This window comes from Hydrogenophaga atypica, from assembly GCF_042665215.1.
Lineage (GTDB): Bacteria > Pseudomonadota > Gammaproteobacteria > Burkholderiales > Burkholderiaceae_C > Hydrogenophaga > Hydrogenophaga defluvii_A.
On record NZ_JBHTCA010000015.1, the window covers coordinates 44,638 to 66,030 of the forward strand.

Annotated in this window: 18 protein-coding genes, 1 pseudogene and 1 riboswitch; of the genes and pseudogenes, 14 read left to right on the forward strand and 5 right to left on the reverse strand. The window is 66.6% G+C overall.

The features are described from left to right. Nucleotides 1–32: 32 nt before the first annotated feature. On the forward strand, nucleotides 33–983 hold the full coding sequence (locus tag ACFQPB_RS16485; RefSeq protein ID WP_382225582.1) for a helix-turn-helix transcriptional regulator: 951 nt from the start codon (nucleotides 33–35) through the stop codon (nucleotides 981–983). 10 nt (nucleotides 984–993) lie between these two features. Here the strand turns inward: ACFQPB_RS16485 and ACFQPB_RS16490 are convergent, their stop codons facing one another. Further along, nucleotides 994–1,632 (reverse strand): LysE family translocator, encoded by a 639-nt coding sequence (locus ACFQPB_RS16490; RefSeq protein ID WP_382225585.1) that lies wholly within the window; start codon nucleotides 1,630–1,632, stop codon nucleotides 994–996. A gap of 49 nt (nucleotides 1,633–1,681) precedes the next feature. Here ACFQPB_RS16490 and ACFQPB_RS16495 point away from each other — a divergent pair, with 49 nt between their 5' ends. Continuing rightward, on the forward strand, nucleotides 1,682–2,605 hold the full coding sequence (locus ACFQPB_RS16495; protein ID WP_382225588.1) for a ketopantoate reductase family protein: 924 nt from the start codon (nucleotides 1,682–1,684) through the stop codon (nucleotides 2,603–2,605). A 335-nt stretch (nucleotides 2,606–2,940) separates the two neighbouring features. Here ACFQPB_RS16495 and ACFQPB_RS16500 read toward each other — a convergent pair whose 3' ends face one another. Beyond that, nucleotides 2,941–3,921, reverse strand: a complete 981-nt coding sequence (locus ACFQPB_RS16500) for a Bug family tripartite tricarboxylate transporter substrate binding protein (protein WP_382225590.1) — start codon at nucleotides 3,919–3,921, stop codon at nucleotides 2,941–2,943. 98 nt (nucleotides 3,922–4,019) lie between these two features. Here ACFQPB_RS16500 and ACFQPB_RS16505 point away from each other — a divergent pair, with 98 nt between their 5' ends. Next, nucleotides 4,020–4,967 carry a LysR family transcriptional regulator gene (locus tag ACFQPB_RS16505; protein WP_382225593.1) on the forward strand — a complete coding sequence of 316 codons (948 nt, stop codon included), beginning with the start codon at nucleotides 4,020–4,022 and terminating at the stop codon, nucleotides 4,965–4,967. A 2-nt stretch (nucleotides 4,968–4,969) separates the two neighbouring features. Here the strand turns inward: ACFQPB_RS16505 and ACFQPB_RS16510 are convergent, their stop codons facing one another. Together ACFQPB_RS16510 and ACFQPB_RS16515 are read right to left on the reverse strand one after the other, a co-directional pair. Continuing rightward, nucleotides 4,970–6,571, reverse strand: a complete 1,602-nt coding sequence (locus tag ACFQPB_RS16510; protein WP_382225595.1) for a sulfatase family protein — start codon at nucleotides 6,569–6,571, stop codon at nucleotides 4,970–4,972. A 5-nt stretch (nucleotides 6,572–6,576) separates the two neighbouring features. Then, nucleotides 6,577–7,557 (reverse strand): Bug family tripartite tricarboxylate transporter substrate binding protein, encoded by a 981-nt coding sequence (locus tag ACFQPB_RS16515; RefSeq protein ID WP_382225598.1) that lies wholly within the window; start codon nucleotides 7,555–7,557, stop codon nucleotides 6,577–6,579. 393 nt (nucleotides 7,558–7,950) lie between these two features. Beyond that, nucleotides 7,951–8,059: riboswitch (TPP riboswitch) on the forward strand. Nucleotides 8,060–8,152: 93 nt separating this feature from the next. Here ACFQPB_RS16515 and thiC point away from each other — a divergent pair. The 9 genes and pseudogenes from thiC (at nucleotide 8,153) to ACFQPB_RS16560 (ending at nucleotide 16,657) form a co-directional block, all read left to right on the forward strand. After that, nucleotides 8,153–10,060 carry a phosphomethylpyrimidine synthase ThiC gene (gene thiC, locus ACFQPB_RS16520; RefSeq protein WP_382225601.1) on the forward strand — a complete coding sequence of 636 codons (1,908 nt, stop codon included), beginning with the start codon at nucleotides 8,153–8,155 and terminating at the stop codon, nucleotides 10,058–10,060. Between the two features lie 3 nt (nucleotides 10,061–10,063). Beyond that, complete coding sequence (locus ACFQPB_RS16525; RefSeq protein WP_382225604.1) at nucleotides 10,064–11,137, forward strand: FAD-dependent oxidoreductase; 1,074 nt, start codon at nucleotides 10,064–10,066, stop codon at nucleotides 11,135–11,137. After that, nucleotides 11,130–11,336: a sulfur carrier protein ThiS gene (gene thiS / locus ACFQPB_RS16530; RefSeq protein ID WP_382225607.1), complete on the forward strand. Its 207-nt coding sequence runs from the start codon at nucleotides 11,130–11,132 to the stop codon at nucleotides 11,334–11,336. Before ACFQPB_RS16525 ends, thiS begins: the two co-directional genes overlap by 8 nt. A 5-nt stretch (nucleotides 11,337–11,341) precedes the next feature. Then, nucleotides 11,342–12,127 carry a thiazole synthase gene (locus tag ACFQPB_RS16535; protein ID WP_382225610.1) on the forward strand — a complete coding sequence of 262 codons (786 nt, stop codon included), beginning with the start codon at nucleotides 11,342–11,344 and terminating at the stop codon, nucleotides 12,125–12,127. Nucleotides 12,128–12,131: 4 nt separating this feature from the next. Beyond that, nucleotides 12,132–13,700: a bifunctional hydroxymethylpyrimidine kinase/phosphomethylpyrimidine kinase gene (thiD, locus tag ACFQPB_RS16540; protein WP_382225613.1), complete on the forward strand. Its 1,569-nt coding sequence runs from the start codon at nucleotides 12,132–12,134 to the stop codon at nucleotides 13,698–13,700. A gap of 32 nt (nucleotides 13,701–13,732) precedes the next feature. Beyond that, nucleotides 13,733–14,344 carry a DNA-3-methyladenine glycosylase I gene (locus tag ACFQPB_RS16545; RefSeq protein ID WP_382225615.1) on the forward strand — a complete coding sequence of 204 codons (612 nt, stop codon included), beginning with the start codon at nucleotides 13,733–13,735 and terminating at the stop codon, nucleotides 14,342–14,344. Between the two features lie 45 nt (nucleotides 14,345–14,389). Continuing rightward, nucleotides 14,390–14,614, forward strand: a pseudogene (locus ACFQPB_RS16550) (DUF1653 domain-containing protein); the annotation flags it as partial. 57 nt (nucleotides 14,615–14,671) lie between these two features. Continuing rightward, nucleotides 14,672–14,872, forward strand: coding sequence for an oxidoreductase-like domain-containing protein (locus ACFQPB_RS16555; RefSeq protein ID WP_382225695.1), 201 nt, complete (start codon nucleotides 14,672–14,674; stop codon nucleotides 14,870–14,872). A 93-nt stretch (nucleotides 14,873–14,965) separates the two neighbouring features. Further along, nucleotides 14,966–16,657 (forward strand): AMP-binding protein, encoded by a 1,692-nt coding sequence (locus ACFQPB_RS16560; protein WP_382225618.1) that lies wholly within the window; start codon nucleotides 14,966–14,968, stop codon nucleotides 16,655–16,657. Nucleotides 16,658–16,688: 31 nt separating this feature from the next. On the opposite strand, the gene ACFQPB_RS16565 is transcribed toward ACFQPB_RS16560, so the two are convergent. Beyond that, the gene (locus ACFQPB_RS16565) at nucleotides 16,689–17,348 is read right to left on the reverse strand and encodes an FMN-dependent NADH-azoreductase (RefSeq protein ID WP_382198813.1); all 660 of its coding nucleotides are present in this window, start codon (nucleotides 17,346–17,348) and stop codon (nucleotides 16,689–16,691) included. Nucleotides 17,349–17,469: 121 nt separating this feature from the next. Here ACFQPB_RS16565 and ACFQPB_RS16570 point away from each other — a divergent pair, with 121 nt between their 5' ends. Further along, a complete protein-coding gene (locus ACFQPB_RS16570; RefSeq protein ID WP_382225621.1) occupies nucleotides 17,470–18,429 on the forward strand; it encodes a LysR substrate-binding domain-containing protein in 960 nt (319 codons plus the stop codon). Nucleotides 18,430–18,481: 52 nt separating this feature from the next. Next, nucleotides 18,482–21,382 carry an HD domain-containing phosphohydrolase gene (locus tag ACFQPB_RS16575; RefSeq protein WP_382225624.1) on the forward strand — a complete coding sequence of 967 codons (2,901 nt, stop codon included), beginning with the start codon at nucleotides 18,482–18,484 and terminating at the stop codon, nucleotides 21,380–21,382. The last annotated feature ends 11 nt before the right edge of the window (nucleotides 21,383–21,393 follow it).

Below are 21,393 nucleotides of genomic sequence, written 5' to 3' on the forward strand. Positions count from 1 at the left end.
TTCATGTCTGATCGTCCATAAAATATCGATCTATGGACATACTCTCAGACATCTTGCATGTCGCGGGATTGAAGCGCCGCCTGCTCGACCTGCATGCGCTCCAACCCGAGGCCGCCCTGCGTTTTCCTTGCGACCGCAGCTTTGGCCTGCACGCCGTCACGCGCGGCCAGGCCTTTGTGCACGCGCCCAACCTCGACGCGCCCTTGGCCCTGCAGGCCGGTGACCTGGTGCTGATGGCGCGGGGCTGTGTGCACCTCCTGTCGCTGAACGCCGAGCCACCCTCACACAGCACCACCGTGCCCATCGCCACGTTTGTGGGGGCCGAGCCGTCTGCGCTGCCCCGCCACAGCGGCACGCAGGTGGTCAGCGCCGCCTACCAGTTGTGGCACCCGCCGCTGCACCCTTTTCTGCGCAGCCTGCCGCCCTGGTTTGTGGTGCGGGGACACAGCCTGCCACAGCTCTCGCCACTGCCTCTCACCTTGGGGCTGCTGGACCGCGAGCTGGGCGGTAAGGGCCTGGGTGCCACCTCGGCCACGCACGGCCTGCTGGACGCGCTGTTTGCCTTCGCGCTGCGCGAGATCGCCGAACGCGAGAACCCCGGCCAACCCGGCTGGCAACACGCCATCGCCGACCGCCCCATCCGCCAGGTGCTGGGGCTCATGCACGGCAACCTCGCCCACGGCTGGACCTTGGACGAGCTGGGCCAGCAGGTGGGGCTGTCGCGGTCCGCGCTGGCCGAGCGTTTTCGCAGCGCGCTGGGCGACACACCGCTCAACCACCTGCGCACGCTGCGCATGCAAAAAGCCCTGCAACTGTTGGCCGACACCCGCCAGACGCTGGAACAGGTGGCACAGGCGGTGGGTTACCAGGACGCCTTCGGTTTTTCCAAGGTCTTCAAGCGCACGACCGGGCTGTCACCGCGCCAGTTTCGCGAACTGGACGCCAGCGACCGGCTGGCGCCCTTCCGCTTTCAGGAGGCGTGAACGTTGCCCCTCAGGCCGCGTGGCGCCGGTAACCCGCCAACAGCAGCGCCAACAAGCCCATGCCCGCCGCACAACCCCGGTTGAGCCAGCGCAAGCCCGCCTGCGACAACCAACGCACCGCCTGCCGCCCGGCCAGGGCGTAGGCCACCATCACGGCGGTGTCGATGGCAATGAACAGGGCGCCCAGCAACGCGTACTGGGGCGCGAGCGCCTGCGCCGGATCGACAAACTGCGGGAGAAACGCCCCAAAAAACAGCAGGGCTTTGGGGTTGGACAAAGCCACCGTGAGGCTGCGCGTGAAAGCCGCGCGGCCTTGCACCTCACGCCCCGGCACATGGGCCAGCGTGGCCTGCACATCGGCCACCGGGCTGCGCCACAGTTGCACCGCCAGCCACAGAAGGTAGAGCACACCCACAACACGCACCACCTCGAACAGCCAGGCGGACGCCAGCATCAGCGAACCCAGCCCGATGGCCACCACCGCAATGACCACCGCGCTGCCCAGCGTGGCGCCGGCCATGCCCCAGGCCGCCCGGCGCAGGCCACCGCTCATGCCATTGGACAAGGCCAGCAACATGGTCGGGCCGGGAATGACTGCCAGCGCCAGTGACGCGGTGGCAAACATCAACAAGGTCTGAAGGCTGGGCATGGTGGCGGGCTCGGCTTCTTGAGAAAACAGGGCTCCTAGAATACCGCGCATGACCTCCCCCACCCCCTCCCCGTTGCGTGTGGCCGTCATCGGCGCCGGTGCCGTTGGCTGCTTTTATGGTGGCATGTTGGCGCGCGCCGGTCACGCCGTCACGTTGATCGGCCGCGCGCAGCACGTGCAGGTGTTCGAACGCGATGGCCTGCGCATGCAGACCCTGTCCTTCGACGAACAGGTGCCGGTGGCTGCGAGCACCGAAGCGGCGGCCGTGGCCGGGGCCGACGTGGTGCTCTTCGCCGTCAAATCGCCCGACACGGAGGCCACTGGCGAGCAGATGCGCCCCCACCTCAAGGCGGGTGGCTTGGTGCTGTGCCTGCAAAACGGGGTGGACAACGCCGAACGGCTGCGTGCCGTGTTGCCCGACGTGGATGTGGCCGCCGCCGTGGTCTACGTGGCCACCGAAATGGCCGGCCCCGGCCACCTGCGCCACCACGGGCGAGGAGAGCTGGTGATCGAACCCACGGCTGGCAGCGCGCGCCTCGTGCAGGCGCTCATGGCTGCCGGCGTGCCCACCGAGATCAGCGACAACGTGCGCGGCTCGCTCTGGGTCAAGCTCATCCTCAACTGCGCCTACAACGCCTTGTGCGCCCTGGGCAAGCTGCCCTACGGCCCGCTGGTGGAGCGCCCCGGCGTGCGCGAGGTGATGGCCGATGTGGTGGCCGAATGCCGCGCCGTGGCCGCCGCCGATGGCCTGACCCTGCCCGGCGACGTGGACCTGGCGGTGCGCCGCATCGCCGAAACCATGCCGACGCAACACTCGTCAACGGCGCAAGACCTGATGCGTGGCAAGCCCACCGAAATCGACCACCTCAACGGCTACGTGATGCGCCGTGGCGCGGCCCTGGGCGTGCCCACACCGGCCAACCGCGTGTTGTGGACGCTGGTCAAACTGACGGAACCAGAAGGCCCGCGCTGAACCGACCGAACGGAACGGCCACGCCTGCACGACAGAGATCGTTCGGCACGCGGCTGGCGACATCGCCAACGCTGGCACCTTGATTGACAACTATGGGCACGAACTGCCGGGGATGGCTATGCAGCGGTTGCTGTCATTTGGCGGCTTCTGCGCAAAGCACGCATGGAGACCGATAACAGTCATTGAGTACCTAAGTTCACGATCACGAGATGGACGCTTCGAGGACGAATTGCCGCACACTTGATTCGGTCAGGACTGCCTACGGCATATCGCTGGATATGCCAACCCGATTTAACGACAGTCTTTCGATATGAGAAAAACCCAGGAGGCCACACTCAGTCGGCCTTTATGCCGCGCTCTTTGATGACCTTGCTCCACCGAGCGCGTCCAGCGACCAGGTCATCTGCCGCTTGTTGCGTCGTGCTGCCCACCGGATCGATGTCCAGCGTTTTCAACTTGTCGCGCAGAGCAGGCGATGCCAGAGCCTTGCGTACTTCGGCATTGAGCAGCTGGACAACGGCTTCTGGTGTGGCAGATGGCGCCAGCAATACATAGCCAAACTCGGTGGTTCCAGCGGGATAACCCAGCTCCGCAATGGTGGGCACATTGGGCGCCAGCGGCGAGCGCTTGTTTCCAGACACCGCCAGGGCGGTCAGTTTGCCCGTTGACACGTGCTGCGCCACCGATGGTGTGGCCATGAAGCCGGCCTCGACCTGCCCTCCCAGCAAATCGATGACGGCAGGCGCGTTGCCACGGTAGGAAACGTGGTTGAGGTTGCCCTGAATCAGGGACTGCAGCGCCTCTGTCGTTAGGTGCCCTGGGCTGGCATTGCCGGCCGAGGCGTAGTTGAGCCCCTGCCGGGCGCTGTCCACAAACTGTTTGAAGTTGGTGATCTTGCTGGCCGTGCTGGTCACCAGCATCTGGCTGAAACGTGCCACCGTGGCGATGGGCCGCAGATCACGCGCCGGGTCGAATCCCATGCGTTTGCCGTACAACTCGGGGTTGGCGGTGATGCCCGTGTCGAGCGTCAACAGCAAGGTGTGCCCATCTGGCGCGGCTTTGCTTACGCTTTGCGCACCAATGTTCCCAGTAGCACCTGCCTTGTTCTCGATGATGAAGGGCTGTTTCAGCTGATCGGCGAGTCGCTCCCCCAACGTACGGGCAAGGATGTCGTTGGGGCCACCGGCAGGAAACGGGACCACGATGGTCACGGCCTTGCTGGGGTAGGTCTGTGCCACAGCAACCTGGCCGGCCAACCCAAGCGTGAAGGCGAAAAATGCCAGCCCGGCGCGGCGCGTGATGTGGGAAGTCTGCATGCTTGTCTCCTGGATCGGCTGAGTTAGAACAGGTCAATTGTTGGTTCATTCAGACGTGGGCACAATGGCGCCAGCGGCAAAACACATAAGCGATTCTTATGAATTTCAGACAGCTTTGGTATTTGCAACTCATCATCTCGAAAGGCAGCTTTGCCGGCGCTGCCAAAGAAGCAGGCGTATCACAGCCGGCCATCACGCAAGCCATGCAGGCCATGGAGAAGGCGTGGGGCGTCCCCATGTTCAAGAAGGTGGGGCGCGAGAAGCGGCCCACCGATGCGGCCATCGCCATGGCTCAACAAGCGTCCGAATTGCACAGCCGTCTGGAGAAGTTGGCGGGTCCGGCGTCCGTCGAGGGCTTGCAGCTGGGCAAAACCTTGCGCGTGGGCATGGCACCCGCCGCCGCGCTGCTGTACGGGGCCACCATCGAAGGCATCTGGCGGACGTTTGAACCCGAAGGCCTTCTGCAAATCGTCAGTGGCAGCGCGCCTGAACTGCTGACCGCCTTGCAGCAGGGACAGCTCGACCTGGTGGCCGCTCCCCGGCCACGGCGTTATCAGGAAGACGGACTGGGGCAGATTCCATTGCATTTGAGCAGCCCCGTCATCTACGCGCGCAAAGACCACCCCATGCGGGGCGCCACCTCGTTGCAGGACATCCGAAGCGCAAGCTGGGCAGTCTCCGGGCGAGGCGGCACGGCGGGCAATGTGATCGAGGAAGCCTGCCGCGTGCGGCGCCTTCCGCCACCGCGTGTCCTGGTGCAATGCGCTGACTACATGACGGTGCTGGACCTGGTTGCCAACAGCAATCTGCTTTGTGTGGTCCCGCACCCGGTGCTGATACAGCAGCGCCAGCAAGAGAACCTGCGCGCACTGAAGGTCCGCGAGGGCCTGCCGCAATATGAGGTCTGTCTTTTCTGGCGGCTCCATCACCCGTCCACCAACACGCAGGCCATTGCGGCCATTGTCGACAGGCTGGATCATCTCCACCCAGGTCACGCTTCGGCGCCCTCGGTTCACGCACCGACCGCGCGCAAGCGGCGGCACTGAGATCAGGCGATGCGTTTCGGGTTGGGGCTGTTGTCGCTGTGCTCCATGAGGAGCTGAACCAGTTGCTGCATCAGATCGCACTTGAGGACCTGCGCCTGTGGTGTGTCCCACAGGTTGTGTTTCTCCAACGGATCTGACTGCAGGTCATAGAGCTCGCCCCAGTCACCTTCGGCGAAGACACTCATGCGGTGTGTGCGGGTCACGATGGTTCGAACTTTCACCGGCCGCTCGAAGCCAAGGTAGGCGCGCTGCTGGTTTTCCTCGATCAGCACGGCGTCGCGGCCCGTGTGAACGGGCTCACCGTTGGGCGTGAACAAGGGTTTGCCTTGCACCCCATTGGGCGCGGCAATACCGGCACGGTGGATGATGGCCGCCCCCAGGTCGATCGAAGAGGTGAGGTCATCACGGGCCACCGCATCCACCCGAGCTGTCCCTGGTTCGCGCCAGATCATGGGGACGCGCACCAGTCCCTGGTAGTGGAGCGGCCCTTTGAGCACGATGCCGTGGTCACCCATCAAATCGCCGTGGTCCGATGTGAAGATGACCACGGTGTTGCTGTCTGCGCCGCAGTCACGCAATGTTTCCATCACCATGCCGATGCGGTCATCGATGTTGGTGATCATCCCGTAGGTCAGTGCGATCATTTCCTGCACCTCGCGAACGGTGGCTGCAAACAGGCGCGGCCCATCCAGCTTGGCCTGTCCACCCTTGCGCTCTTCCATCAGCCATCGCACGTGGGGCGCCACCTCGCCATCCGCACCCATGGTCTCAGGCACACGGATGTCTTCGGGCTTGTACATGTCCCAGTAACGCCCAGGTGGTGTCCAGGGGTGATGCGGGTCGGGAAACGAACATATCACTGCGAACGGCTGCTCGGGGTGTTCGGCCACATGTCGCTCTATCCACTGGCTGGTCTGTGTCGCGATGAAGTGGGTGGGGTATGTGAACTCGTCAAGCTGCGTTTTCCAGGCCTGCGGCGCGACGTAGCGCGGGTCGCGGTCGCCATGTTCCCGGCCCAGTCGCCCGGCGAGATCGGGGTGCTCCACCTGCAGCCAGCGCAGCCAGTCGCCGAAGCACTCGTCAGCGTGGTGGTTGCACAGAACCACGTCCTGAAACCCGTAGTACGGCAGCGTTATCTGGTGCTGGGGATCCTGCCACCGCGATCGCAGCTCCTGCTCATAGGCCGAGGGATCATCGTTTTCGCGCCGGGCTTCTGAGTAAGCACGCGACTTTTCTGTGCCTGGAAGCTGCACCGCTGGCGGCAGCAAGGGTGGCTTGTCCTCCATGTTCTGCAGGTGGCTTTTACCAATGAAGCCGGTGTGATAACCGAACTCCGCCAGCAGGTCCGCAAAGGTCACCGACTCCAGGGGCAGCGGCACACCATTGCTGCGGGCGCCATGAACCGAAGGCATGCGCGAGGTCATGATGGAACCTCGGTTGGGCATGCACACCGGGTTGGCGACATAGGCCCGTTCAAAACGAGTGCCGCTATGAGCCAGCGCGTCGATGTGGGGCGTCTTCACCTGCGTGTTGCCGTAGCACCCCAGGTGATCGGCTCGGTGCTGGTCTGTGATGAAAATCAGGAAGTTGGGTTGTTTGTTCATCGCGTTCACTCAGCCGATACCTTTTTGGCGCGGATCAACGCTCCCCATTTCGCTTGGTCGCGCGAAATCCACTGGGCTGTGGTTTTTGCGTCCAGATTCAGTACGTCAACACCTTGCGTGGTGAGGTTTTTCTGCACCTGGCCGTCGCTCAGCGCGGTTCGCAGCGCTTCATCCAGTGCCGATTGGACGGCGGCAGGCAGCCCCGCAGGGGCCATCACGGACCACCACACCGCCGTCTCGCTGCCGAGTTGGCTGATGCCCGCTTCCGCAAAGGTGGGCACCTGGGGCAACGAGGGCAAGCGCTTGTCGCCGGTGACGGCCAGCAGAACGAGTTCCTTTCGCGCCGCGTTCTGCAAGGCAACAGGTGTGCCGACAAACATCATGTCAATCTGTCCACCGATCAGATCGGTCATGGCCGGTGCGGCGCCCTTGTACGGCACATGCACCAGATCCACGCCGGCCTGACCCTCAAAGAGCGCGCCAATCAGGTGGGATGGCGAACCGTTGCCTGCAGAGCCAAACGTGAGTTCACCCTGTTTGCCCTTGGCACGGGTCAACAAGGTCTTCACATCCGGTATGCCCTTGGATGCGTTCACCACCAAGACGTTGGACTGCGACGCCACCAGACGCAATGGCGTGAAGTCCTGGCGGGCGTCGTAGCCGGCATTCGCTGTGAGTTGGGGTTGAACCGTCAGTGCTGCGTCGCCCGCGAACAAAAGCGTGTAGCCGTCAGCTTGCGCCTTGACCACCTCCCGTGTGCCGATCGTTCCGCCACCGCCAACGCGGTTTTCCACGATAACCTGTTGCCCCAGCGTTTTGGACATGCCCTGAGCAACGACTCGAGCCAGCACATCGGTCGGCCCACCTGCCGCAAAGGCCACCACCAGTTTCACCGGCCGCGATGGATAGGCCTGGGCTAAGGCCGTTGTGGGCACTACGAACGTCGCAGCCAGTACAAGGGCCACAAATCGGCGATGGGTTTGCATCGATGTCACCTGGGGTATCAAAGATGCAAATTATTTGACCACTGCCAATTTTGACCAACAGCGATCAGGCCTGAAACATAACTAAATGTTATGTGTTTGACCAACCACGCACTGATCACAATTTAGGCTCCACTTGCTCTTGCGGGCGTTGCCAGAGGTGATGGCCACAGATTTACCGCATCGCCAGTCGGTCTGCCAAGCGATCACCGGCAAGGGACAACAAGCGGCTTCGTACCGCCATCCATGTATCCACGGGCATATACGAAGCGACAACGGTCGTTCGACTGCCGATGCTAAAAGGCTGCTCCCCGCCTAAAGCCCCCACCCGGCAAGCAGCTCCCCACGCCCATCTCCGTTCAACCACAGCCCTCCCCCGGATTCCCAAGTACACTCCCACCCGCTCCGGGGTGCACGTATGGCGTGCTGAGATGGCGGACTTGACCGCCGGAACCGCGAACTTGATCTGGTTAGTACCAGCGTAAGAAGAGCTGCAGCGCCGTTGGCGCGTGCGTCCGTCCCTGTGTGGCGGGCGTGCGCGCCTGCACCACCGGCGTCGAGGCGGGGCATTTTTCCAACCACTTTGGAGACTGCCTCAATGAACGCCCCCGACAAGCTGCAGCAACTGCTTTCGCTCACCCGCGAACCCTTCCCCCAGTCCCGCAAGGTCCATGTGCCTGGCACGCAAGACGGCGTGCACGTGCCCATGCGTGAGATCGCGTTGACCAATGGCGAAACCGTCACGGTCTACGACACCTCGGGCCCCTACACCGACCCGCAGGCCGCCATCGACATCCGCCGTGGCCTGGCGCCGCTGCGTGCCGGTTGGATTGCCGCGCGCGGCGACACCGAGGCCTACACCGGTCGCCACCGTGTGGCGTTGGACGACGGCGGCAAACACGGCCCGAACGGCGACGATATGGCGGACGCGCGCATCGAAGCCCTGCGCGCCGAGGCCGCCGCGCTGCAACGCACGCCGCTGCGCGCCAAGCCTGGCGGCAACGTCACACAGATGCACTACGCGCGACAAGGCATCGTCACGCCCGAGATGGAGTTCATCGCCATCCGCGAGAACGGCAAGCGCGAGTGGATGCGCGCCTACCTGGGCGATGCCGAGCGCGAGGCGCGTTTGAAAGGCAACCCGCTGGGCGCGCGCATCCCCGACATCATCACGCCCGAGTTCGTGCGCGACGAGGTGGCGCGCGGCCGCGCGGTGATCCCGGCCAACATCAACCACCCCGAGCTGGAGCCCATGGTCATCGGGCGCAACTTCGGCGTGAAGATCAACGCCAACATCGGCAATTCGGCCGTCACCTCCTCCATCGAGGAAGAGGTGGAAAAACTCGTGTGGTCCATCCGCTGGGGCGGCGACACGGTCATGGACCTGTCCACCGGCAAGAACATCCACACCACACGGGACTGGATCGTGCGCAACGCGCCCGTGCCCATCGGCACCGTGCCCATCTACCAGGCACTGGAAAAAGTGGGCGGCGTGGCCGAGGACCTGAGCTGGGCCATCTTCCGCGACACCCTGATCGAGCAGGCCGAACAGGGCGTGGACTACTTCACCATCCACGCCGGCGTGCGCCTGCCCTTCATCCCCATGACGGTCAAGCGGCGCACCGGCATCGTTTCGCGCGGCGGCTCCATCCTGGCCAAATGGTGCATCACCCACCACAAAGAGAACTTCCTCTACACCCACTTCGAAGAGATCTGCGAGATCATGAAGGCCTACGACGTGAGCTTCTCACTGGGCGATGGCCTGCGCCCCGGCAGCGCCGCCGACGCCAACGACGAGGCCCAGTTCGCCGAGCTGCGCACCCTGGGCGAGCTGACGCAGATCGCCTGGAAACACGATGTGCAGACCATGATCGAGGGCCCCGGCCACGTGCCCATGCACCTGATCCAGGCCAACATGGAAGAGCAGCTCAAACACTGCCACGAGGCGCCCTTCTACACCCTGGGCCCGCTCACCATGGACATCGCGCCGGGCTACGACCACATCGCCTCGGCCATAGGCGCCGCCATGATCGGCTGGATGGGCACGGCCATGCTGTGCTACGTCACGCCCAAAGAACACCTGGGCCTGCCCGACCGCGACGACGTCAAGCAGGGCATCATCGCCTACAAGATCGCCGCCCACGCGGCCGACATCGCCAAGGGCCACCCGGGTGCCCGCGCGCGCGACGACGCCATGAGCAAGGCGCGTTTCGAGTTCCGCTGGCGCGACCAGTTCGCCCTGGGCCTGGACCCGCAGACCGCCGAGGCCTACCACGACGAAACCCTGCCCAAGGACAGCAGCAAGGAGGCCCACTTCTGCTCCATGTGTGGCCCCAAGTTCTGCAGCATGAAGATCACGCAGGATGTGCGGGACTACGCCGAGAACCAGGGCCTGAGCGAGGGTGAAGCCCTCGCCCGTGGCATGGCGCAGAAAAGCGCCGAGTTCAAGGCCACCGGCGGCGAGTTCTACGTGCCGCTGGAAACGCTGACCACCAAGAAGGCCTGAGCCGTGGCGCGCATAGGCATCGCCGGGGCCGGCGTGCTCGGGCGGCTGCTGGCCTGGCGGCTGAGCCACACCGGCCACGCGGTCACGGTGTTTGACCCGGCGCCTGGCCCCCAGGCGCCGGCCACCGGGCAACTGGCCGACACCACCCCACACGCCGCCGGCTTCACCGCCGCCGGCATGCTCAGCCCCCTGGCCGAACTGGACCACAGTGGCCCGGCCATCGCCCGCCTGGGCTGGCGTTCGCTCGCTTTGTGGCGCGATATCGCCCAGGCGCTGCGCGAACAGGGTTGTGGGGCGCCGCTGTTCGCGCAGCATGGCAGCCTGCTGCTGGCGCATGGTGCCGATCTGGGAGCGGCGCGCCGTGTGCTGGCCCGCCTTCAAGCCGCGCCCGACCTGCCCGCGCCTCAGCGGCTGGACCGCGACGCCCTGGCCGCGTTGGAACCAGCGCTTGCGCCTGGGTTGAACGCGTGGCTGCTGCCCGACGAAGGCCAGGTGATGGGCCGCGACATGCTGCATGCCCTGGCCACCCACGCGCCCGGCGTGGACTGGCGCTGGGGCCAACAGGTCCAAACCGTGGGGCCCGGTGCCTTGCACACGGACAACGGCACGCCCAGCCGTTTCGATCTCGCCATCGACGTGCGCGGCCTCGGCGCCCGGCCAGCACTGCCCCTGCGCGGCGTGCGCGGCGAGCTGCTCTGGCTGCACGCGCCCGGCCTGCGCTTGCTGCGCCCGCTGCGCCTGCTGCACCCGCGCCACCGCGTCTACATCGTGCCGCGCCCCGGCAACCTCTTCGTGGTGGGCGCCAGCGAGATTGAGAGCGAGGACCGCTCCCCGGTCAGCCTGCGCAGCGCGGTGGAGCTGATGGCCGCCGCACACAGCGTGCTGCCCGAACTGGCGGAGGCCCGCATCGTGCACATGGAGAGCAACCTGCGCCCCGCCCTGCCCAACAACGAACCCCACACCCACACCGCGCCCGGCCTGCTGCGCATCAACGGCCTGTTCCGCCACGGCTGGCTGCTGGCGCCGGCGCTGGTGGAGGACGCACTCGCCGCCTTGGGAGATCTCAAGCATGTCTGACACCCTGCATCTCAACGACCAACACCTGCCTTGCCCGCACGGCCTCACGGTGGCCGAACTGCTGCGCCAGCAAGGCCTGGACGGCGCCGCACTCGCCACCGCCGTCAACGGCCATTTTGTGCCGCGCGTGCAACGCGAACACCACACGCTGCAGGCCGGTGACCAAGTCCTCACTTTTCAAACCATCGTCGGAGGTTGACGCGCATGACCCCATCCAACTGGGCACCCTACGGCGTCGAACTCGGCAGCCGCTTTCTGCTCGGCAGCGCCGGCTACCCTTCGCCTCAGGTGCTGGGCGAGGCCATCGTGGCCTCGGGCACGCAGGTGGTCACCGTCGGCCTCAGGCGCAGCCTGGCCGGGGCCGGCGACAACGGCTTCATCGCCGGCATCCTGGCCAGCGGCGTGCGCCTGTTGCCCAACACCGCCGGCTGCCGCAGCGCGCGCGAGGCCATCACCCTGGCCCACATGGCGCGCGAGCTGTACGGCACGCACTGGATCAAGCTGGAGGTGGTGGGCGACGAGCACACCCTGCAGCCCGACCCCTGGGGCACGGTGGAGGCCGCCGCCGAGCTGGTGCGCGAAGGCTTTGCCGTGTTTCCCTACTGCACCGACGACCTCGTCACCTGCCGCCGCCTGCTGGACGCCGGGTGCGAACTGCTCATGCCCTGGGGCGCGCCCATCGGCTCGGGCCAGGGCCTGCTCAACCCCTTTGCCCTGCGCACCCTGCGCGCGCGCCTGCCCGGCGTGCCGCTGGTGGTGGACGCCGGTATTGGCGCGCCCTCCCACGCCGCCGCCGCCATGGAGCTGGGCTTCGACGCCGTGCTGCTCAACTCCGCCGTCAGCCAGGCGGTGGACCCGGTGCGCATGGCGCGCGCCTTCGGCCAGGCCATCGCCGCCGGCCGCGCCGCCTTCGAGGCCGGCGTGATGGCGCCACAAGACATGGCCGTTGCCTCCACCCCGGTGCAAGGCCACCCCTTTCTGATCGGATGACCCCATGAACCAGCCCCCCGTGATCTGGAGCGTGGCCGGCACCGACAGCGGCGGCGGTGCCGGCCTTTCGGCCGACCAGCGCGCCGCCGACGCCCTGGGTGTGCACCTGTGCCCGGTGGTGGCCGCCGTGACGGCGCAGAACACCGTGGCCGTCACCCACATCCACACCACGCCGCCCGAACAACTCGACGCGCAACTGGCCGCCCTGGCCGACGACCTGCCCCCGCGCGCCATCAAAACCGGCCTGGTGGGCAGCGCCGCCAACGCGCGCGTGTTGGCCCGCTGGGTGGACAGGCTGCGCCAGCGCGGCCCGCTGGACTTGGTGGTGGACCCGGTGCTGCGCGCCAGCACCGGCGCGGCCTTCGCTGATGCCGAGCTGCTGGCCGTCTACCGCAACGAACTGTTGCCACGCGCGAGCGTCATCACCCCCAACCAGCGCGAAGCCCAGGCCCTGCTGGGCACGGCCGAGCAGGACGTGCCGGCCCAGGCCGGCGCCCTGCGCGCGCTCGGCGCCCAGGCGGTCTGCATCACCGGCGGTGACGCCGCCACCCCGGCGCTCTCGCCCACACTCTCACATGACTGGCTGGACACGCCCCACGCGCGCGGCTGGCTCAGCTTGCCGCGTGTGGACACGCCCCACCACCACGGCACCGGCTGCACCTTCGCCAGTGCCCTGGCCGCCGCCCTGGCGCTGGGTTGGGTGGCTGCCGACGCCGCCGTGCTGGCCAAGATGGCCACCACCCACGCCCTGCGCCACGCGCGCGCCGTGGGCAGCGGCGCCGGGCCGGTGGCGGCACGCGCCGGCTTCGGCAACGACCCCACACTGCTGCCCCGCCTCTCGCTGGGCGAGCAACCGGTCGCGTGGCGTGAAACGCGCCAAGGCCGCGATCCGGGCCTTTACGCCATCGTCGACAGCGCCGAACGCGCCGAGGCCGTGCTGCGTGCACGGCCTGGGGTGGACACGCTGCAGCTGCGCATGAAACGCCCGGCGAACATCGATGACACCCGCTGGAGCCAACAACTGCACGATGCCATCGTTCGCAGCCAGCGCGCGGCCGACGCGGCCGGCGTCACCCTGGTCGTCAATGACCACTGGCACACCGCGCTGCGGGCCGGCGCCCGCGCCCTGCACCTGGGCCAGGAAGACCTGCTGACCCTCACGCCAGTCGACCACGCCACCCTGCAGGCCGCGCGCGACCGAGGCGTCGAACTCGGCCTCAGCTCGCACAGCCTGTGGGAGCTGTGCCGAGCCGCCGCCCTGGCGCCCGACCTGATTGCCTGCGGTCCCGTCTGGCCCACCACCACCAAAAACATGCCGTGGCACCCACAAGGCCTGGACAACCTGGCGTGGTGGGCCCACATGGCCCCCGCACCGGTGGCGGGCATAGGCGGTGTGCTCGCGCCTGAGCAGCTGGCTGACATCGCGGCCACAGGCGCGGCTGGCGGCTGTGTGGTGCGGGGGCTGGGCGCGGACCCGGCCCTCACCCTGCCGGCGTGGCGGGCCGCTTGGCGCGAGGGGCTGGCGCGGCGAAAACCGCCGCCTCCCGAGCTGCCGCACCCGACCTTGGCTTGAAGCCCGGGCGCCAGCCCCCGTAACATCGCCCAATGAACACCACCCTCCCCGGTCCCGATGGCCGCCCGCGCTGCCGCTGGTGCGCCTCGGCGCCCGAGTTCCTGCCCTACCACGACGAGGAATGGGGATTTCCGGTGGCCGACGACCACCGCCTGTTTGAGAAGCTGTGCCTGGAGGGATTTCAGTCGGGTTTGAGTTGGCGCACCATCCTGGCCAAGCGTGAGCACTTTCGCCGCGCCTTCGTGGGCTTCGACTTCGAACAACTGACCCACTTCGGCCCGGCCGATGTCGAGCGCCTGCTGCAGGACCCGGGCATCGTGCGCCACCGGGGCAAGATCGAGGCGGCCATCCACAACGCGGCGCGGGCGTGTGAACTGGTGGCCAGCGAGGGGTCGCTGGCGGCTTACTTCTGGCGCCACGAGCCCGATCCGGCCAGCCTGGCCGAGCCGCAGACCCAATCACAATCGCCGCTGTCGCTGGCGTTGTCCAAGGACCTCAAGAAGCGCGGCTGGAAGTTCGTCGGACCCACCACGGTCTACGCTTTCTTGCAGGCCATGGGTCTGATCAACGACCACGCCAGCGATTGTGTGGTGCGGGCCGAGGCGGCAGCCGCCCGCGCGCACTTCAAAGTGCCACAACGGTGACGCGGCCGGGTGGGGGCGACCTCAGGGCATTGGACAATGCCCCCCATGACGACCGACCAAGACCTTGCCCCACTGAACAGCACGCCACCCGGCCTGTACCGCCACCACAAGGGTGGCTGGTACGAGGTGCTGGACACCGTGCGCTGCAGTGAAACGCTGCAAGGCATGACGCTGTACCGCGCCTTGTACGGCGAGCGCGGTCTGTGGGTACGGCCTGCCGCCATGTTTGCCGAAGAAGGCCTGTGGGGCGGTCGACAGCAGCCCCGCTTCACGCCCATAGCCTGGCGCAGCTTGTTCCCCCAGGACCTGCCCACCGCACAGGCTTTGGTGGCCCACGTCTCGCGCCTGCTGGGGGAGGCCGGGGCCACACACCGCCCGCCCCCGCCCGAACCCGACACCTGCTGTGGCCGTGGCTGCAACGGCTGTGTGTGGGAGGGCTTTTACGCCGCACTCGTGTGCTGGCGTGATGACGCCGCCGCGCTGCTGGGCGCCAGCACACCGCCGGGGCATGTTCACCACCTGGGGTGACAGGGAAAACCCACTGCACGAAACCCGTCCCCCAAGGTAATTTCTCGGTCGGGGGCCTGCATCCCGCAGCCACGTCACAACGAAAGCACCCACATGCGCCCTGTCTCGCCCGACCTGCTTGCCCTGCAGCGGCTGTACCACTGGGAGCAGGCCGACCCATCGCGCATCACCCTGACCCAGCCCATGGGCGACGGCAACACCCAGACCTGGACCTGGGGCCAGGTGGCCGACCAGACGCGGCGCATGGCCGCACACCTGCAGGCGCAGGGCTGGGCGCCGGGCTCCAAGGTGGCCATCCTGTCCAAAAACTGCGCCTGGTGGCTGATGAGCGATCTGGCGATCTGGATGGCCGGTCACGTGTCGGTGCCGCTGTACCCCACGCTGGCGGCCGACACGGTGCACCAGATCCTCACCCACAGCGAGGCCAAGGCCTGCTTCATCGGCAAACTGGATGGCTGGGAGGGCATGAAGCCGGGTGTGCCAGCCGGCCTGCCTTGTTTCAGCTACCCGCTGTCGCCCGCCGATGCCGTGGCCGCCTACGACGGCTGGGACGCCATTGTGGGCCGCACCGCGCCGCTGGCCGGCCGGCCCACCCGCCCCAGCGACGAGCTGGCCACGCTGATCTACACCTCGGGCACCACCGGCAAACCCAAAGGGGTGATGCACAGCTTTGGCAACTTTGCCTGGGCCATCACCAGCGGCCTCCAGCGGGTGCCCATGTCGGCCGACGACCGCATGTTGTCCTACCTGCCGCTGGCGCATGTGGTCGAACGGGTGCTGGTCGAACACGGCTGGCTGCAAACCGGCATGAACCTGTACTTTGCCGAATCGCTGGACACCTTTGCCGCCGACCTGCAACGTGCCCGGCCCACCATCTTCTTCTCGGTACCGCGCCTGTGGGTGAAATTCCAGCAAGGCATTCACCACAAAATGCCGCCGGCGAAGCTGCAGCGGTTGCTGGGCATCCCCCTCATCGGTGGGCTGGTGCGCAAAAAGGTGAAGAAGGCCTTGGGCCTGGACCAATGCCGCTTTGCGGCTGGGGGCGCAGCGCCCATGCCGATGGAGCTGCTGCAGTGGTACAGCCACCTGGGCCTGCACATCAACGAAGGTTATGGCATGACCGAAAACCTGGCGGTCTCGCACATCACCGTGCCAGGCAAAAACCAGCAAGGCAGCGTGGGGCCCACCTACGAGGGGGTGGACCACCGCATCGACCCCCAGAACGGCGAAATCCAGATGCGCAGCCCGGCCTTGATGCTGGGCTATTACAAGGAACCCGAACAAAGCCGCGACGCCTTCACGGCCGATGGCTGGCTGCACACCGGCGACAAGGGCCAGATCGATGGCGAGGGCAACCTGCGCATCACCGGCCGGGTGAAAGACCTGTTCAAAACCGGCAAAGGCAAATACGTGGCGCCGGCCCCGATTGAAGACCGGCTGGTGATGCACGAGGCGGTGGAAGCCTGTGTGGTGACCGGGGCCAACCTGGGCCAGCCGCTGGGCATCGTGATGCTCAATGCGGAGGCCGTGGCCACGTGCCGCCAGGCCAGTGCGCGCGCGGCGCTGGAAACCTCGCTGGCACAGCACCTCCAACACATCAACGCCGCCCTCGACCCCCACGAACAGCTGCAGTGCATTGTCGTGGTCACCACCCCGTGGACGGTGGACAACGACGTGATCACGCCCACCTTCAAGGTCAAGCGCAACCGCATCGAGGACCTGTACGCGCGCCACTACCCGGCGTGGGAAGCAGCCGGCCAGAAGGTGATCTGGGCAGACGGCTAAGCACCCGACCAGGCGGTCGGGTGTGTGGCCGTCAGGCGGTGGCGACCGCCGTGTCGGCCTCAGCCCCGCTGCGGCCGGCGGACACGGCCCGGATGATGTCGGCGCCGGCACTGGCCAGCGCCTGTGCCTTGGCCGCATCGCCCATGGCAACACCTTCAGCGCGCACAAAACGCACGTCGGTGATGCCAAAGAAGCCAAACACCGTGCTCAGGTAGCTTTCCTGGTGCTCCAGGGCACGGCCGCCTTCGCTGGTGGAGTACACACCGCCCCGGCTGGAGGCCACGATCACCGTCTTGCCGCCGGCCAGGCCTTGTGGGCCCTTTTCGGTGTACTTGAAGGTGCGGCCCACCTGCGCCACGCGGTCGATCCAGGCCTTGAGCTGGCTGGGGATGGAGAAGTTGTAGAGCGGTGCACCCACCACCACCACGTCGGCGGCCAGGAACTGCGACACCAGGCGCTCGGACACCACGTTTTCGGCGCGTTGCACCTCGCTCAGTTCGGCGGCGTCCACCGGCAGGCGAAAGCCCAGCGAGTCGGCCGACAGGTGGCTGGGGGCGCTGCTGGCCAGGTCCAGGTGCTCGACCTGGGTGCCCGGGTGGGTGGCCACCCACTGGTCAACGATCTGGGCGGTGAGTTGGCGCGAGACGGAATGGGCGCCGAGCACGCTGGCGTCGATGTGAAGCAGTTTCATGGTCTTGTCCTTGGGTGGATACCGCGTGGTGCGGCGATGGATGAAGTATTCCCTATAGAACAATGTTTGATAAGTTGGAAAAATGAGAACTTATCGTTCTACAAATAGGACAATAAACACCATGCAAGACCTGAACGACCTGATTTATTTCGCCGAAGTGGTGGAGCACGGTGGGTTTGCGGCGGCCGGGCGCAGCCTGGGTGTCCCGAAGTCCAAGCTGTCGCGACGGGTGGCCGATCTGGAAACCCGGCTGGGCGTGCGCCTGCTGCAGCGCACCACCCGCAAGCTCTCGCTCACCGCCGTGGGCGAGCAACTGCACCGCCACTGCGTGGCCCTGCGCGAAAACGCCCAGGCGGCCGAAAACGTGGTGGCCCTGGCCTTGAGCGAACCCAGCGGGCTGCTGCGCATCGCCTGCCCGGTCACGCTGGCGCAAACCACCGTGGGACCGTTGCTGCCGCTGTACCTGGAGCGCTACCCCAAGGTGCGGGTGGACATGCGGGTGAGCAACCGCGTGGTGGACCTGGTGGAAGAAGGCGTGGACGTGGCCTTGCGGGTGCGCCAGACGCTGGACGACAGCGGCAGCCTGGTGGTCAAGCGGCTGGCGCTGTCACAAACCGTGATGGTGGCCAGCCCAGCCCAACTGGCGCGCCAGGGCACACCCAACAGCCTGGACGCGCTGCAGGCCATGGACACGGTGAGCATGTCGGCCCACGACGGCTTGGCCAGCTGGACGCTGGTGGGGCCAGACGGGCAGGCGCGGCCGTTCAACCACCGCCCGCGCGTGGTGGCCGACGACCTGCTGAGCCTGCAGTACGCGGTGCGCATGGGCACCGGCGTGGGCATGCTGCCCGACTACCTCTGCCGCGACGATTTGCGCCAGGGCCATTTGCGGCAGATCCTGCCCGGCTGGTCCACACCGCCCGGCATTTTTCACGCGGTGTTCCCCTCGCGGCGCGGTCTGGTGCCCTCGGTGCGCGCCTTCCTCGACCTGCTGGCCGAGCACGTGGCACGGGGTGGCCTGGACCTCGCGCCCACCACTGCGACGCCCGCGCCACACCCAGAAGCTGGCAGCACAATGTGAACATTAATTAACAGTTATAAGCAGGGCTATCGTCACCACACGCCACCCGCACATGACCACGGGCCCCCACAGCGCGAAAACACCTGTTCTGCCACCGCTTCCCGGCTGGCCCATCCGGTTTTCCATCGCTTCGGTGGTGGTGGTGGCCATGCTGGTGCTGGCCGTGGCGGTGCTGGCGCTGGGCAGCTACGGGTCGCGCCAGAACGCGATTGCCACCGCCACACACACCGCGCGCGATGCCGGCAAGCTGGTCACCGAACAGGCCCGGCGCATGCTGGAACCCGCACAGGCCACCGTGCGCCAGTTGGGCTTCGACCCCATCGCCACCGCCACCACGCTGGAGGAGCGGCTGCAACGCATCTACGTGCTGTCGGAGGAGCTGGCGATCAACGAGCTGGTGTCGGCCATCTACGTGGGCTACGACAACGGCGACTTCGTGCTGGCGCGCCCGCTGGATCGGCCCGAGGTGCGGCGACGGTTCGACGCCCCGCCCATGGCCAACTTCCTGGTCCAGTCGGTCACGCGGCAGCCCGATGGCAGCCGGCGGGGCGAGTACCGCTTTTTCACCGCCAACGGCAAAAACATCGAACGCCGCCCCCAGCCCGACTACCACTTCGACCCGCGCACCCGGCCCTGGTACCAGGCGGTGGCCCACTCGGGCGCGTCCGAACTCTCGCTGCCTTATGTGTTTTTCACCACCCTGCAGGTGGGCATCACGCTGAGCCAGCGCAGCCGCGACGGCGGCGCCGTGATCGGCATCGACGTGGTGCTGGACGACCTGGCCAGCAGCCTGAGCGACCTGCGGGTGACGCCGCGCACCCAGTTGGCCCTGGTGAATGCCCAGAACGAGGTGCTGGCATTCCCCGACATGACCCGGGTGCTCAAACGCGGCGACAGCAGCTTCGACTTCAAGACCCTGCAAGAGCTGGACGAACCCAGCCTGACGCCGCTCAACGACTTGTTGAGCGCGGACAGCCCCACGGCCCTGTACCAGGTGCAGGGCCAGGAGTGGCTGGGGGTGAGCATGGACTTTGACGTCTGGCGCAGCCCAGGCATGCGCCTGCTGGTGGCCATGCCCGGCAGCGAACTGATGGGCGAACTCGAACGCCGGCGCCTGCAGGTGATTGCGCTCATCATCGCGGTTGTGTTGCTGTTGCTGCCTCTGGGCTGGTGGGCGGGCGCAGGCATTGGCCACAGCCTGGACCGGTTGTCATGGCGGGCGCACCGCATTGGCCGCTTCGACTTTGCCCGGCCGGCCCCAACAGAACCGAGCTGGGTGCGCGAAGTCAACCAGCTGTCGACCGCCATGGACGGCATGGGCCGCACCATCGAGACGTTTTTGCGCATCAGCGAAACCATGGCCACCGAACCTCACGTGGAGCGCATGCTGGGTGCGGTGCTGCAACAGTTTCTGGCCGCCACCCGCTGTGACGGCGCGGCCGTCTACCTCTGGAACGAAAGCGCGGGCCACATGACCCGGGCCGCCGCCGAAGGGCAGTTGCCCGTTGCGATGGTGGGGCGCTTCGCTTTTGACGCCCAGCGCACGGTGCGTGCCGGCATCCGCCGGGTGGACGAGGACGTGCACCAGATGGAGCTGGAACTGCGTGGGCGCACCGGGCAACTGCAAGGGCTGCTGGTGCTCAACCACCAGGGCGACGACGAACACGCGGACGAGGCCTTCATCGCTTTCGCCAAACGCCTGTCGGGCATGCTGGCCGTGTCCATCGAAACGCGCCAGCTCATCGACGCGCAGAAAAACCTGCTGGATGCGGTCATCCGACTCATGGCCGACGCCATCGACGCCAAGAGCCCCTACACCGGTGGCCACTGCGAACGGGTGCCCCAATTGGCCACCATGCTGGCCGACCGCATGCACGCCGACCGCGACGGTCCCTACGCCAGCTTTGCCATGACGGAAGACGAGCGCTACGCCTTCTACCTGGCCGCGTGGCTGCACGACTGCGGCAAGGTCACCAGCCCGGAGCACATCGTCGACAAGGCCACCAAGCTGGAGGTGATCTACAACCGCATCCACGAACTGCGGCTGCGCTTTGAGGTGCTGTGGCGCGACGCCGAGATCGCCCACCTGCAGCGTGTGGCGGGCGGGGCAAACACACCAGCGTCGGAAGCCGAACGCGACGCCCGCCACGCCCAGCTGCAAGACGACTTTGCCTTTGTCGCCCAATGCAACGTGGGTGGCGAGTTCATGGCCGATGCCGCCATCGAACGCCTGCACACCATCGCCCGCCAAACCTGGCAGCGCCACTTCGACAACCGCCTGGGCCTGTCCAGCGAAGAGCTCAAGCGTGTGCAGGCCGCCGAACCCCAGGCGCCGACCTTGCCGGTGGCCGAAGCCTTGCTGGCCGACCGGCCCGAACACCTGGTGCCCTGGACCAACGACCGCCCCCCGGTGGAAAAAGGCCATCCGGACAACCACTACGGCTTCGACATGGTGCTGCCGCCCCACAAACAGAACATGGGCGAGCTCCACAACCTTGGCATCCGGCGCGGCACGCTGACCGATGAAGACCGCTTCAAGATCAACGACCACATCGTCCAGACCTACATCATGCTCAAGGGCCTGCCCTGGCCACGGCCGCTGGCGCAGGTGCCCGACATCGCCGCCTCGCACCACGAAAAAATGGACGGCAAGGGCTACCCTCGGCGCCTGTCGGCCGAACAGCTGGGCACCGCCGACCGCATCATGGCCCTGGCCGATATCTTCGAAGCCCTGACCGCCGCCGACCGCCCCTATAAAGCGCCCAAATCACTCTCGGAATCCCTCAAGATCATGGCCTTCATGTGCAAGGACCAGCACCTGGACACCGAACTGTTCCGCTACTTCCTGCACAGCGGCGTCTGGCGCGATTTCGCCTTGCGTTTCATGTTGCCCGGCCAGGTCGATGAGGTGGACATCGCGGCCATCGAAAAGCTGCTACCCGCGTCGGCCTGACGGCCCGGCGG